This window comes from Streptomyces sp. NPDC002640, assembly GCF_053592575.1.
On the sequence record NZ_JBSFVZ010000010.1, the window covers coordinates 63,576 to 77,679 of the forward strand.

A 14,104-nucleotide genomic window follows, 5' to 3' on the forward strand; every position below is an offset into this window, starting at 1 on the left:
GCGGGTCAGGGTGCGGCCAGGGTGACGACCCGGTCCTGGTCGGCGGCGAGGTCGAGGACGGTGGTGCCGGACGGGGTGCTCAGGGTGACGCGGTGGGTGCGGGAGGGTCGCAGGACGGCCGTGCCGCCCTGGGGGGACCAGGTCAGGTCGAGGGTCGCGCCGAAACGGGTGCGCACGCCGCGCAGGGCGCCGGCGGGGTACGCGGGGACCGGGGCGGGCAGCAGGACCAGCCGGTCGGGGGTGGACCGCACCAGCGCCTCGATCAGCACGGCGGGCAGGGCGTGGGCGGCGTCGGCGTTGTAGACGTCGCGGCCCGGGTAGTGCGAGCTCATCAGCGAGGCGTGGAAATGGTCCCCGTGCAGCACCCGGGCGAGCGCCGCGGCCACCCGCCGGCCGTCCCCCAGGCGGGCCGCGATCAGCGCCTGGTGCAGGTGGCCGTGGGCGGAGTCGTTCTCCGCGCCGCGCAGGGTGAGGGCGCGGTGGGCGGCGCGGGCCGCCGCGGGGGTGTCGTGGGGGTCGATCTCGTCGAGGGGCCAGACGCCGTAGAGGTGACTCAGGTGCCGGTGGTCGTAGGCGTCCCGCAGGCCGGGCCGGGCCCATTCGGCGAGGGCGCCGTCGGCGTTGGTCCGGTGCGGCGGCAGCCGGGCGGCGACGGCGCGCCAGCGGGCCGCGTGCTCCGGGTGCCGGTCCGCGGCCGTCAGCAGGGCGTGGCGGGCGGCGGAGAGGTCCATGGCGGCGTTGACGGCGCCCGGGCCGCCGCCCTCGGGCCGGTTCTCGGGCGAGTAGGAGGGGACCACGGCCCACCGGCCGCGTTCGTCGGTGCGGGTGAGGAAGTCCTCGTAGAAGAAGGCGATCTCGGCGAGGACGGCGGTGGTCCGCGGGTCGTGTGCGCCGCGGGCCTCGTCGTGGTCGACGAGGGACTTGACCAGCCAGTCGGCGCCGGCCGTCCACAGGTGGAGCGGGTAGTCGCGGTCGAAGTGGTAGGCGTGCCCGGACTCGCCGTCGGTGTGCGCCGGGGCGACGACCCCCCGGGTGCCGAAGACGGCGCGGGCGTTGTCCCGCCAGTCGGGGAGCTGGCGGTGGACGAGCGAGGCCAGCGCCTCGGTGACCTCGGGCAGGTCCGCCGCGGTGGCGGAGGCGGTCTGGAGGTTGAGGTTGGCGTCGGTGGTGAAGCCGCCGGACCAGGCCGTGTCCCACTCGCCGGTCCACAGTCCGGTCAGCCGGGGCGGGTTGAGGCCGCTGGAGGAGAGGAGGTGGTGGCGGCCGGCGGCGAACAGCCGCTCGGCCAGGGCGGGGCTGTCCGGTCGGCGCAGCAACGCGCTGCCGCACAGGGCGCGTTCGGCGGGATCGGCGGCGAGGTCGAGGGAGACCCGGCGGTAGGCGGTGCGGTGCAGGGTCAGGTGGCGGGCCAGCAGGGCCGCGTACGGGTCGGCATGCCCGGCGGTCAGGGCGGTCAGGGCGCGCAGGGACCGTCCCTCGGCCGGGACGTCCGCCTCCCCGGTGTGCCGCCGCACCCGGGTGAGCAGCAGCACCTCCCGCGCGTCCTGCACCAGGACCCCCTCGGGGGTGGCCGTCACGCTTCCGCCGGCCGCGGCGACCAGGGTGACGCCGGTGTAGGCCCGTGCGCTGCCCGGGTACCGCACCCGCAGGCCGAGCAGGGCCCCCTCGGGGGTGAGGGCGCGGTGGTGGCGCACGTCCGCCGCGGCGGGGGCTCCGGACAGGCGGTGGTCCAGGAAGATCTCGAGGGCGGGTCCGGGGGCGGTGAGGTGCTGGACGACGGCGTCGTCGGCGCGGGAGACGAACAGGCGGTCGGTGCGGCCGCCGCAGTCCACGCGCACCTCCCCGGTGGTGAAGTCGACGGCCCGTCGGTAGCCGTGGTGAGGGCCGTCCGGTCGGCGCAGCCGCACCTGGAAGGCCGGGTGGAAGGGTCGGATCCAGCGCAGCGGGCGGCCGTCGGTGAGGTCGTCGGCGGCGTGGAGGTCGCCGGCGAGCAGGCGGTCCTGGACGGCGGGGAGGAGGTGGGCCAGGCGGGGCGGCAGGCGGTCCCGGGCGTCCTGGCCGTCGGGGTCCGGCCGGACCAGCGCGTGGTGGGTGACGATCACCCGTTCGTCGTGGGGGTCGCCGTGGACCAGTGCGCCGTGGTGGCCGTTGCCGGCCAGGAAGGCGTCCTCCCAGCGGGCGGCGGGGCGCGGTTCCCAGGTGCCGTGGACAGGACCGGTGGCGCCGTGGACGGGCCCGGCGCTCATGGCCGCAGCACCGCGACGCCGTGCCGTGCGAGGGTGACCCGGTCGGTGAGGGTGGTCCCGGTCAGCAGGTCGCGGTGGGTTCCGGGCACCTCCACGGTGACGGGTTCCGTTCCGTGGTTGAGCAGGAAGAGCACCTCGCCCCGGCGCACCGCCTCCACCCGCTCCGGCAGTCCGTCGAGGACCGGGCGGACACCGGCCCCGGCGGCGGTCCGGGTCAGCAGGTCGCGCAGGGCGGCGGGTTCGGGGAGAGTCGACACGTACCAGGCGGTGCCCTTGCGGAGCACCGCGGGCAGGCCGTCGAGTTCGCCGCCGCGGTAGGGCACGGTCGCGTCGGCGGTGCCGTCGCCCTCGAGTTCCTCCGACCACAGGGTGCCGCGGAAGCCCTCGCAGGGGATCGTCTCCCCCGCCTCCAGCGGCCACCACTCGTGCAGGGTGCGGATCCCGAACAGCTCGCGCAGCCGGGCGTCCATGCCGCCGGGGCGGACCCGGTCGTCCTCGTCGGCGACGCCGGTGAGGAAGCCGCAGACCAGGGTGGCGCCGCGGCGGACCTGGGCGAGGAGGTTGTCGACGGCCGCGTCGGTGAGCAGGTAGAGCTGCGGGACGACGATCATCCGGTACCGGGTCAGGTCGTGCTCCGGGTGGGCGAAGTCGGTGGTGAGGTGCGCCTCCCACAGGGCGCGGTGCCAGGCGCGCAGCACGTCGGGCAGGGTCACCTCGCGGGAGAGCCGGCCCTCGTGCTCGCCGGCCCACCAGGAGTGCCAGTCGTGCAGCACGGCGACCTCGGCGGTGACGCGGCCGGGGACGACGTGCGGGGCGATGCGGGCCAGGTCCGCGCCGATCCCCCGGACCTCCTGGTGGGTGCGGCCGTGCTCGCCCGCGTGGCCGACCATGCCGGAGTGGAACTTCTCGGCACCCTGCCGGGACTGGCGCCACTGGAAGTAGCAGACGGCGTCGGCTCCGCGGGCCACGGCCTGCAGGGACCACAGGCGGTTGAGGCCGCGGGGTTTGGGGTGGTTGACGCCGCGCCAGGCGACCGCCCCGGCGGCCTGTTCCATCAGCATCCACGGCCCGCCGCCCGCCTGCGAGCGGGTCATGTCCTGCACCAGCGCGCCGTACTGGGCGCCGAGCGGGTCGCGGGGGTCGGGGTAGAGGTCGACGGAGACGACGTCCTGCTCCCGCGCCCAGCGCCAGGCGTCCACGCCCTCCCACAGCGGCATGACGTTGGTGGTGACCGGCACGTGCGGGGTGTGGCGGCGGACGATGTCGCGTTCGGCGGTGAAGCACTCCAGGAGCATGTCGGAGGTGAAGCGGCGGAAGTCGAGGACCTGGGCGGGGTTCTTCAGGTAGTGGGTGCGGCGCGGCGGCAGCACCTCGGCCCAGTCGCCGTAGCCCTGGCTCCAGAAGGCGGTCCCCCAGGCCTCGTTGAGGGCGTCCAGGGTGCCGTGGCGGTGGCGGAGCCAGGTGCGGAAGCGGGCGGCGGCCTCGTCGCCCCAGTCGTAGGTGCAGTACTCGTTGTTGATGTGCCACAGAGTCAGGGCGGGGTGGCCGGCGTAGCGCGCGGCCAGGGCCTCGGTGATGGCGGCGGCGTGGCGGCGGTAGGTGGCGCTGGAGTGGGAGAAGTGCTGGCGTCCGCCCCACCGTTCCGGGTGCCCGTCCTCGTCGCGGGGCAGGGTGTCCGGGTGGAGCCGGCCGAGCCAGGGCGGGGGCGAGGCCGTGGGGGTGGCCAGGACGACGCCGACGCCGGCCCCGTGCAGCAGGTCCATCACCCGGTCCAGCCAGCCGAAGTCCCGTTCACCCGGGCGTGGTTCGAGCCGGGACCAGGAGAAGACGCCGACGGTGACGGAGTTGACCCCGGCCTCCCGCATGAGGCGCACGTCCTCGTGCCAGGTCTCCTCGGGCCACTGTTCGGGGTTGTAGTCGCCGCCGAAGAGCAGACGGCCGCGGGTGACGTCGGCCGGGGTGGGCCGGGCGGAGGGGGACACGTCCACGGGGACCTCCTTGTCGGGGAGCGGCGGGGGCGGGCGGACGGGCCGGAGAAGGAGCCCGCGGCAGGGGCCGGAGGAAGAGCCGGAGAAGGGGCCGGCCGCATGGGCCGGTGGAGGGGTCCGGTGGAAAGGGCGGGGAAGGGCCGGTGGAAGGGGCCGGGAAGGGCCGGCGGAGGGTCCGGGAAGGCCGGGTGGAGGGGGCCGGCGGCAAGGGCCGGGAAGGCCCGGTGCGGCGTCTCAGCCCTTGACCGCGCCCGTGAGCATCCCCTTCTTGAAGTGCTTCTGGACCAGGGGGGAGAGCACCGCGACCGGCAGCAGCGCCAGAACCATCACGGCCATCTGGATGGCCAGCGGGGACAGCTCCCCGGTGTTGATCTGGGCGGACAGACCGACCGGCCGTTCCTCCTTCTGCACGAGCTGGATCATCACGTTCTGCAGCGGCATCATCTCCTGGTCGGTCAGGTAGATCGACGCGTTGAACCAGGCGCTCCAGTACCCCACCGCGTAGAACAGGGCGATGACGGCGATCACCGCGCGGGAGAGCGGGATCACGATGCGGAACAGGATGCGCCACTCCCCCGCCCCGTCGATCCGTGCGCTGTCGACGAGTTCCGCCGAGATGTTCATGAAGAACGCCCGCAGCACCAGGATGTTGAAGACGCTGACCGCGCTGGGCAGGATGAGCGCCAGGTAGGTGTCGGTCAGACCCAGCGCCTGGACCAGCAGGTAGGTCGGGATCAGGCCGGCGCCGAAGAACATGGTGGCCAGCAGGGTCATCAGGATCCAGCGGTGGCCGAGGGAGCCGCTGCGCGAGAGTCCGTAGGCGCACAGCACGGACACCGTCATGCTGAACAGGGTGCCGACCACGGTGACGCCCACGCTGACGAGGGTGGCGCGCTGGACCTGGCCGCCGCCCAGCAGTTCCTGGTAGGCGACGAAGGTGAGGCTCTCGGGGATCACCACCAGGCCGCCCGCCGCGTCGATGGTCTCCTTCGTCTGGAGGCTGGTGACCACGACGATCCACAGCGGGAAGAGGATCGCCAGGCAGGCCAGGCCGAGCACCAGGCCCTTGCCCGCCTGCCCGGCCCGGGTCGGCTTCTCCTCCCAGGCGGGACGGGGCGGAGCGGCCCACCGGCCGGGGCGCTTCCCGGCGGGTCCTCGATCGGGGCGCGTCCCCGCGGGCCCCCGGCCGGGTGTCGTGTCGCGGACGGCGGTCATTTCCGGTACACCCCCTGCTCGCCCATGAGGTGGGCCACCTTGTTGGCTGTCAGCACCAGGGCCAGGCCGACCACCCCCTTGATCAGGCCCGCCGCGGCGGCGTAGCCGAAGTCCTGGTTGCGGATGCCGTTCCACCAGACGTAGGTGTCGAGGACCTCGGACGCCTCGACGCCCACGGCCTGGCGTTGCAGCAGCAGTTGTTCGAAGCCGACGGTGAGGGCGTCCCCGACGCGCAGCACCAGCAGCAGGGCGATGACCGGGCGCAGGGCGGGCAGTGCGACGTGCCACAGGCGCCGCAGGCGTCCGGCGCCGTCCATGGCGGCCGCCTCGTAGAGCTCGTGGGGCACGGCGGAGAGGGCGGCGAGGAAGACGATGATGCCCCAGCCGGCGTCCTTCCAGACGGTCTGCAGCGTCACCAGGTACTTGAAGACCTCCGGGTCGGTCATCAGGTCGAAGCCCTCGTAGCCGTGCTGGCGGAGGGTCTGCGCGATGATGCCCGCGCCGCCGAAGATCTGCAGGAAGACGGTGACGACGAGCACCCAGGAGAAGAAGTGCGGGAGGTACATGATCGCCTGGGCGACGGCCCGCACCCGGGGCCTGACCACGCTGTTGATGAGCAGCGCGAGCAGGATGGGGATCGGGAAGTAGAGCACGAGCTGCAGGAGGAACAGCACGAAGGTGTTCCGCACGGCGTGCCAGAAGGCCGAGTCCGCGAAGATCCGCTCGAACTGCTCGAGGCCGATCCACGGGCTCTCCAGGACGGCGACGAAGCCGTTCTCGCTGAGGTACGGGTCGTACTCCTGGAAGGCGACCACGTTGCCGAGGATCGGTATGTAGTTGAAGACCAGGACCAGCAGCAGGGCGGGCACGGTCATCAGGATCAGGGCGCGGTCGCGCCGCCAGCGCAGCCGCCGGTTCGGCCTCCCGCCGTCCTCGCGGTCCTTCCCGCCGCGGCGGCGTCCGCCGCGGCGGCCCGGGCCGCCGGTGGGCGGCCGTGGCTCCTCGGGGGTCCGCGCCTGCGCGGTGTTCCTCGGCACGGTGCTGTGCGACACGGCCTTCTCCTCGCGTCGGCGTCCGGTCAGCGGGCCGAGCCGTTGTCGTCGAGCAGCTTGCGGTACCAGTCGCGCAGTCCGTCGCCGCCCTTGCTCCGCCAGTCGGACACCGCCTGCTGGACGTCGCTGATCTTCTTGCGGCCGCGGACCACGTCGTCCTCGAGCTGTTCGAAGCCGTCCGCCAGGTTGGACCAGCGGGCCGGCTCGGTGACGGTGAGGCCGAAGAAGGACGACTTCCTGGTGAAGGCGCCCATGCGCTGCTGCCACTCGACCATCGCCCGGGTGATGTCGGGCAGGTCCGGATAGGCGATGTAGGGGGCGGGGTTGCCGGTGTAGTCGTAGGCGCCGTTGACCTCGTTGACACCCCGGGTGGTCTTGACCGGCTGGCCGTCCTTCATCTCCCAGTGGGTGCCCTCCACGCCGTAGGCGGTGAGCATGAACTCCTCGGTGCCGTAGGGCGCGGCGCAGAAGTTGCACAGGGCGAGGAAGTCCTTGATCTGCTGCTCGGTGGCCTGGCCGGAGACGAAGGTGAAGATGTTGGCGGGCTGGACCGCCCAGAGGGTGGGGTCGCCGCCGTCCGCCCCGAAGATGTCGAAGGCGGCCATCTCGAAGTCGTCGCGGCGGGTGCGCTGTTCGGCGGTCTTGCCCCACCAGTCGGAGATGTTCTGGCTGTAGACCAGCACCTCGCCCGCGGTGAAGCGGTCGCCGGGCTGGCCGCCGGCCTTGCCCTGCACGGCGTCCGGGTGGACCACCTCGGCCGCGTAGAGCTTGCGGGTCCACTCCAGGGCCTCGAGGTACTCCTCGGTCTCGACGCGGTTGACCAGCCGGTCGCCGTCCAGGTTCCACCAGAGCGCCTTGTCGCTGCCGGGGAGGACGCCGAAGAAGGTGAACGCGCTCCACTTCATGTCGTCGCAGGCCCAGAGCTTGGACCTGGCGTCGGTGGCCTCCCGGGCCCAGGACAGGAACGCGTCGGGGCTGGTGGGGATGTCGTACCCCTCCGCGTCGAAGACGTCCTTGCGGTAGAGGGGCGCGATGTCCGTGACGTACGGGGCGGGCATGGGGATGCCGCGGAGCCGGCCGCCGAAGATGCCGCGCTGCCAGGCCTCGGTGGGCACGGCGGCGAGGTTCGGGTAGTCCCTCACCTTGTCGCCGGAGAGGTAGGGGCCGAGGTCGGCGAACTTGGCGTTGATGGCACTGGGTATGCGGCCCATCAGGTTCCAGCCGGGGACGACCACGACGTCGGGGACGGTGTCGGAGGCGAGGACCGCGCCCAGCTTCTGGTCGTAGGTGACGCCGTCCTGGTTCTGCCAGGTGACCCGCACCCCGGCCGCCTCGTCCATCGCCCGGTAGTACGGGTTGTCGCCCGGGGGCGGGGTGCCCCAGAAGGGCGACATGACGGTCAGTTTCCCGCCGCTGCCCAGCTTGCGGGCGACCGAGGTCTTCAGTTCGGCCGAGGGGATCGCCCGGGTGAAGCCGGCCGCCGATCCGTTCTTCGCCGGCAGGTCCGGTGTGACGACGTTCGAGGCCACGAAGGCGGGGAGGAGCTTCTGCGCGTCCTTCCCGGAGGTGGCGCCCTCCTTGCGTTCCTGCCGCCCGCCGCCGCAGGCGGCGAGGAGCGGTGCCCCTCCGGCCACCGCCGCGGTGACGACGGCGGTGGAGGCGAGGAAGCTCCTCCGGCTGGGACCGGCGGGCGTGGGGGCGGCGTGCGGCGTCATTGCGTCAACCCTTCGTGGCGCACCAGGACACCCGGCGGTGGCCGTCGGCTGCGGTGTCTTCGGCGGAACTGGCTGAACGGAGGCGCTCGTCCGGCGGGAGGGCATGCGGGGAGCGCGGACCCGGTCGTCGAAGCGCTTCGATGTGGAGCGAGGTTAGGTGAACACCCAGGGGCGCACAAGACTGGTGTCGATATTCGCGGCAGCCGGGTTCGGGCCGCCGCGACACGCCCTGCTCACCGCTGTGTCGGCGATGCGGGGGATCCGGCCGAGGTCGCTCCCTTGACACCCGTGGAGGGCTCCACCGAGCATCGAAGCGCTTCGAAAGGTCCTCGCCCGCCCAGCCGCTGGGGGAACTCCACGTGACCGCATCCACTCCGTCCGGGCCGCCGTTCCGCGATCCGCTGCTGCCGTTCGCCCGGCGCGCCGAGGACCTCCTGTCACGGCTGACCCTCGAGGAGAGGATCCGCTTCCTGCACCAGTACGCGCCGGCCGTGGAGCGCCTGGGCGTCGCCGCCTTCCGCACCGGCCAGGAGGCGCTGCACGGGGTGGCCTGGGCGGGTCCGGCCACCGTGTTCCCGCAGGCCGTGGGCCTCGGGGCCACCTGGAACCCGGCGCTGGTGCGCCGGGTGGGCGAGGCGGTGTCACGGGAGATCCGGGCGATGCGCCGGGACGACGACCGGCTGGGGCTCAACGTGTGGGCGCCGACCGTCAACCTCCTGCGCCACCCGCTGTGGGGCCGCAACGAGGAGGGCTACGCGGAGGACCCGTACCTGACCTCGGCGATCGCCACGGCCTACACCCGCGGGCTGCGCGGCGACCACCCCGTGTACTGGCGCACCGCCCCCGTGCTCAAGCACTGGCTCGCGCACAACAACGAGACCGACCGCAACACCAGTTCCAGCTCGGTGCGGCCCCGGGTGCTGCACGAGTACGACCTGCGCGCCTTCCGCGACACCGTGCGGGCGGGCGCGGTGGCCGGGGTGATGCCGGCGTACAACCTGGTCAACGGCCGCCCCAACCACGTGTCCCCGCTGCTGGACGACCCGTTGCGGACCTGGACGGGCGAGGACCTGCTGGTCTGCTCGGACGCGGGCGCGCCGTCGAACCTGGTGGACTTCGAGGACTACTACGACACCCACGAGGAGGCCGTCGCGGCGGCCCTGCGCGCCGGCGTGGACAGCTTCACCGACCACGGGACGGACAGCGCGCCGACCGTCGCCCGGCTGACACGCGCCCTGGAGCTGGGGCTGGTCACCGAGGCCGACATCGACCGGGCAGTGCTCCGCCAGCTGTCGGTGCGGCTGCGGCTCGGCGAGTTCGACCCGGACGCGGGGCCGCACGCCGGGGACCACGCCTTCGACACGGCGGAGCACCGGGAGCTGGCGCGGGAGGCGGCCGAGCAGGCGGTCGTCCTGCTCCGCAACGACGGCGTGCTGCCGGTCGCGCCCGGCGCCCGGATCGCGGTGGTGGGGCTGCTGGCCGACGAGTGCAAGCTGGACTGGTACAGCGGCTCCCTCCTGCACCGCTCCACGCCGCTCGACGGCCTGCGGACACGGTTCGGGCAAGGGAACGTGGAGTTCGCGGAGGGCGCGGACCGGGTGGTGCTGCGGACCTCCTCCGGCGCGTTCCTGCACGTGCCGCCCGCCCCGGACGACGCCGCACCGCCCGCGGACGACGCCGAGGGCTCCCTCGACCCGGCACTGCTCGCCGGGCGCACCGACCTGCCGCCGCTCACCACCGCGGCCACCGGCACCGAGTTCGCCCTCGTCGACTGGGGGGACGGCGTGCTGACGCTGCGCGCGCCCGACGGCCGTCACCTCTCGGCGGCGGAGGACGGCTTCGTCCGCGCCTCCGCCGACCAGCCGGGCGGGTGGGTCGTCCGGGAGACCTTCCGGCTCGAACCGCACGGCGACGGGCACCTCCTGCGCCACCTGGCGACCGGCCTGACCGTGCGGGCCGACGCCGACGGCGTGCGGGTGGCGGACGGGACCCCCGAGGTCTTCCACCTGGTCGTCACCGAGCGCGGCGAGGAGGCGGTGGCCCGGGCCGCGGCCGCCGCGGACGTGGTCGTGGTGGTCGCTGGCAACGACCCGCACGTCAACGGCCGGGAGACCGAGGACCGGACCACGCTGCGGCTCCCCGCCCAGCAGGAGCGGCTGCTCCGCGCCGCCCGCGCCGCCTGTCCCGCCACCGTGCTGGCGCTGACCTCCTCCTACCCCTACGCGCTGGACGTGGCGGACGTCCCGGCCGTGCTGTGGACCGCGCACGGGGGGCAGGCCGCGGGCACCGCCCTGGCCCGGGTGCTGGCCGGCGACGTCTCCCCCGCCGGCCGGCTGCCGCAGACCTGGTACGCCGACGACGCCGACCTGCCGCCCCTCCTCGACTACGACGTGATCGGCTCGCGCCAGACCTACCTGTACTTCCGGGGCGCCCCGCTGTTCCCCTTCGGGCACGGCCTGTCCTACGCCTCCTTCGCGTACGACGGCCTGACGGCCCGCCCGGACGCCACCGCCGTGCGGGTCGCGTTCACCGTCACCAACACCTCTGCCCACCGCACCGCCGACGAGGTGGCCCAGCTCTACGTCCGCGCCGTGGACCCCTCGGTCCCGCGTCCGCGCCGGGAGCTGGTCGCCCACCGCCGCGTGACGCTGGCGCCCGGGGAGACGGCCGCCCTCTCCTTCGAGGTGCCGCTCTCCGCCTTCGCCGTGTGGGACGTGGCTCTCGGCCGCCTCCGGGTGGAGCCGGGCGACTACGAGCTGCTGGCCGGCGCCTCCAGCGAGGACGTCCGTCTGCGGTGCGTGGTGCGCCTCCCCGGCGAGCCCGCCCGTCCGCGCCCCGTCCTCGTGCACGGCCTCGACGCCGCGTGCTACGACGAGCAGAACGGCACGGAGATCGTCGACCGGACCAAGGTGGCCGGCGACGCGGTGACGACGGCCGGGACCGGAGTGGGCGACCTGCTCTTCCGCGGCTGCGACTTCGGCGACGGCGCGGACGAGGTGTCCGTCGAGGTGTCCGGTGAGGGCACCGTCGCCCTCCAGGTCGACGACGGGCCCGCCCTCGCCACCCTGTCCCCGCCGGAGCCCACCAAGGACCCCTACGCCTACGTCACCCTGAGCGCGCCCCTCGCGCCGGGCGTTCCGGCCGGGGTGCACGACCTGCGCCTGCGGCTGCGGGGGCCGTTGCGGCTCGCCCGGATCACCTTCTCGGCCCGCGAGCGCGCCTGAGCAGGCGGCGGCCCTCCGCGGCGCTCCGGCTGACAGGCGGCTCCCGGTCCCCCGTGCCAGGCTGGATCCGTACGGAATCCGCGAAGGGACCATCGTCATGATCACCAACGATTTCGCCCCCGGTTCCCCCTGCTGGCTCGACCTCGGCGCACCCGACGTCCAGGCCGCCGCGTCCTTCTACGGGGCCCTGCTCGGCTGGGACTACGAGTCCATGGGCGAGGGCGAGGGCATGGAAGGCGGCATGTTCCGGAAGGACGGCAAGATCGTCGCCGGCCTCGGCAAGCTCACCGAGGAGGGCGCGCGTCCGGCCTGGATGATCTACTACAGCGTCACCGACGCGGACGCCACCACGGCGGCGGTGGAACGCGCGGGCGGCACCGTGCGCGTGCCCCCGCGGGACCTCGACGAGTGGGGCCGGATGGCGCAGTACAGCGATCCGCTGGGGGGCCAGTTCGCCGTCTGGCAGCCGGGCACCACCAAGGGCGTCGACCTGGTCGACCAGCCGGGTTCGCTCTCCTGGACCGAGCTGTACACCAGCGACGCGGCCGCCTCCAAGGAGTTCTACGGCGAGGTCCTCGGCTGGCGGTTCAGCGACATGGACCTGCCGGGCGGCGGAGGCACCTACTCCATGATCACCCCCGCCGGGCTCCCGGAGGAGCGGATGCACGGCGGTGTCATGGAGCTCCCCGCCGAGCACCTCGGCCTGGCGCACGGCCGCCCGTACTGGCACCCCGTCTTCAACGTCACCGACTGCGACGCCGCGGTCGCCCGGATCACCGAGAACGGCGGCAGCATCCAGATGGGGCCGGAGACCGCGGAGGGCGTCGGCCGGATGGCCGTCTGCCTCGACCCGTCCACCGCGGACTTCGTCGTCCTCACCCCCGCGGAGGGCTGACCTCCGCTCCGGGCCCGCGCCCGTCCCGGAACGGTCCGGCGCGGGCCGGATCCGGCGCGGCGTGCGGCGTGAGGCGGGAGGAGAGGTCGGCCAGCAGTTCCTCCTCCCGCTCCCGCAGGTAGAAGTGGCCGCCGGGGAGGACCACCGTCCGGAGTCCGGCGTCGGTGACCTCCGCCCAGGTGTCCAGGTCGGTCACCGGGCAGACGGGGTCGCGGTCGCCGCCGTAGGCGGTGACGGGGACGCGCAGCCGCTCGGCCGGCGGGTCGGGGCGGTAGGCGTCCAGCAGCCGGTGGTCGCCGCGCAGCGACGGCATGAGCACCTCGCCCATGTCGGGATGCTCGTAGGCCCACGCGTCCGGCCCGCCCAGCCGCCGGACGGACTCCAGCAGGCCGGCGTCGTCGAGCGGGACCGGCACCCGGCTTCCCAGGTGGGGTGCGCGCCGCCCCGACACCAGCAGCGCGACGGTCCGCGCGCCGGGCACTCGCCGCAGCCGGAGCGCCACCTCGTAGGCGACGGCGCTGCCCATGCTGTGGCCGAAAAGCGCCACCGGCAGGTCCAGGAAGGGGCCGAGGGCGGCCGTGACGGCGTCGGCGAGTTCGGTCATGGACCGCGCGCACGGCTCGGTGAGGCGGTCCTGCCGTCCCGGGTACTGGACGGCGAGGACCTCCACCTCCTCGGGCAGCCGGCGCGGCCAGGTGCGGTGGACCGCCGCGGTGCCCCCGGCGTGGGGGAAGCACACCAGCCGCAGCCGCGGCCGCCCGGTCCGGTGGTGCCGGAACCAGGGGACGCGGAGGTCGGGGCGGTCCCCGCGGACGTCCGGGTCCCAGGTCACGCCGGGGCGTCCTGGCCGGAGGGGGTGACCGGGAGCATCAGCATCCGTGTCGTCGTGCCGTCGTCCCCGACGACGTCGCGCACGGGGACGAAGCCGAGGCGGCGGGACATGGCGAGGCTGGCGGTGTTCTGCGCGCCGACCATCCCGTAGACCTTGTCGAGCCCGAGGTTGTCGGCGGCGTGCCGGATCAGGCCGCGGACCGCCTCGGTGCCCAGGCCCTTGCCCCAGTAGCCGGGCGCGAGGGCGAGGATCAGTTCGTGTCCATCGACGTTGCCGGTCCGTTTCACCTCGGCGTGACCGATGTGCTCCTGCCCCTGCCACACGCCCCACACGTCGAACAGCCGTGTCGGGTAGACGTCGGTGAGGATGGCGCGGAAGATCCGCCGGATGTCCTCCTCGGGCACCCTCTCCTGGCCCATCCAGCGGCAGACCTCCTCGTCGCGGAGCAGGGCGACGAAGCCGTCCTCGTGCTCGGGGCGGTAGGGCAGGAACTCCAGGCGCTCGGTGCGCAGGGCGGGCATGGGCATGAGGTCTCCTCGTCTCGGCGGCGGGTGCGGACGGCGGGCGACGCCCGGCGGGGCGGGAGGGACGGGACGGGCCCGGTGGGACGCGGAGGCGGCCTGCCTCCGCGCCCCACCGGCGGCACGGGGTCAGGAACCGGTGTTCTCCATGCGCTCGCGCAGGCTGCGCGGGCGCATGTCGGTCCAGACCTCGTCGACGTAGGCGGTGCACTCGGCCTCGGTGCCCTCCTTGCCGACGGGCTGCCAGCCGGCGGGCACCTCGATGTCGACGGGCCAGAGGGAGTACTGGTCCTCGTCGTTGCGCAGCACCTGGTAGCGGGTGTTCTCGTCCATTTTTCTGCCTTCCGTCGTCAATGCGGGGGGTTTCGGGAGTAGTTGGCGCAATTGCACGCCTGGTGGGCCGGGGCCTGCCCGGC

Annotated in this window: 10 protein-coding genes; 2 read left to right on the top strand and 8 right to left on the bottom strand. The window is 74.0% G+C overall.

The window, feature by feature from the left end; all coding sequences use genetic code 11:
* Nucleotides 1-5: 5 nt before the first annotated feature.
* The 5 genes from ACWD3O_RS15515 to ACWD3O_RS15535 all read right to left on the bottom strand — a co-directional run bounded on the left by ACWD3O_RS15515 (nucleotide 6) and on the right by ACWD3O_RS15535 (nucleotide 8,216).
* Nucleotides 6-2,246: a glycosyl hydrolase family 95 catalytic domain-containing protein gene (locus tag ACWD3O_RS15515; protein WP_451416203.1), complete on the bottom strand. Its 2,241-nt coding sequence runs from the start codon at nucleotides 2,244-2,246 to the stop codon at nucleotides 6-8.
* Nucleotides 2,243-4,228 carry a beta-galactosidase gene (locus ACWD3O_RS15520; RefSeq protein ID WP_451416294.1) on the bottom strand — a complete coding sequence of 662 codons (1,986 nt, stop codon included), beginning with the start codon at nucleotides 4,226-4,228 and terminating at the stop codon, nucleotides 2,243-2,245. Before ACWD3O_RS15520 ends, ACWD3O_RS15515 begins: the two co-directional genes overlap by 4 nt.
* 240 nt (nucleotides 4,229-4,468) lie before the next feature.
* Complete coding sequence (locus ACWD3O_RS15525; protein ID WP_451408874.1) at nucleotides 4,469-5,449, bottom strand: carbohydrate ABC transporter permease; 981 nt, start codon at nucleotides 5,447-5,449, stop codon at nucleotides 4,469-4,471.
* A complete protein-coding gene (locus ACWD3O_RS15530) occupies nucleotides 5,446-6,501 on the bottom strand; it encodes an ABC transporter permease (protein ID WP_451416204.1) in 1,056 nt (351 codons plus the stop codon). The genes ACWD3O_RS15525 and ACWD3O_RS15530 overlap by 4 nt, the downstream gene beginning before the upstream one ends.
* Nucleotides 6,502-6,527: 26 nt before the next feature.
* The gene (locus tag ACWD3O_RS15535) at nucleotides 6,528-8,216 is read right to left on the bottom strand and encodes an extracellular solute-binding protein (protein ID WP_451408876.1); all 1,689 of its coding nucleotides are present in this window, start codon (nucleotides 8,214-8,216) and stop codon (nucleotides 6,528-6,530) included.
* A 359-nt stretch (nucleotides 8,217-8,575) separates the two neighbouring features.
* Between ACWD3O_RS15535 and ACWD3O_RS15540 the strand changes: the two genes are divergently transcribed.
* The gene (locus tag ACWD3O_RS15540) at nucleotides 8,576-11,440 is read left to right on the top strand and encodes a glycoside hydrolase family 3 C-terminal domain-containing protein (protein ID WP_451408877.1); all 2,865 of its coding nucleotides are present in this window, start codon (nucleotides 8,576-8,578) and stop codon (nucleotides 11,438-11,440) included.
* Nucleotides 11,441-11,537: 97 nt separating this feature from the next.
* Complete coding sequence (locus ACWD3O_RS15545) at nucleotides 11,538-12,335, top strand: VOC family protein (RefSeq protein WP_451408878.1); 798 nt, start codon at nucleotides 11,538-11,540, stop codon at nucleotides 12,333-12,335.
* Here the strand turns inward: ACWD3O_RS15545 and ACWD3O_RS15550 are convergent.
* The 3 genes from ACWD3O_RS15550 to ACWD3O_RS15560 all read right to left on the bottom strand — a co-directional run bounded on the left by ACWD3O_RS15550 (nucleotide 12,316) and on the right by ACWD3O_RS15560 (nucleotide 14,021).
* Nucleotides 12,316-13,167, bottom strand: a complete 852-nt coding sequence (locus tag ACWD3O_RS15550) for a thioesterase II family protein (protein ID WP_451408879.1) — start codon at nucleotides 13,165-13,167, stop codon at nucleotides 12,316-12,318. The genes ACWD3O_RS15545 and ACWD3O_RS15550 overlap by 20 nt on opposite strands.
* On the bottom strand, nucleotides 13,164-13,694 hold the full coding sequence (locus tag ACWD3O_RS15555; protein ID WP_451408880.1) for a GNAT family N-acetyltransferase: 531 nt from the start codon (nucleotides 13,692-13,694) through the stop codon (nucleotides 13,164-13,166). Before ACWD3O_RS15555 ends, ACWD3O_RS15550 begins: the two co-directional genes overlap by 4 nt.
* Before the next feature lie 123 nt (nucleotides 13,695-13,817).
* Entirely contained in the window at nucleotides 13,818-14,021 is a 204-nt protein-coding gene (locus ACWD3O_RS15560; RefSeq protein ID WP_451408881.1) for an MbtH family protein, read from the bottom strand.
* Between the last annotated feature and the right edge of the window lie 83 nt (nucleotides 14,022-14,104).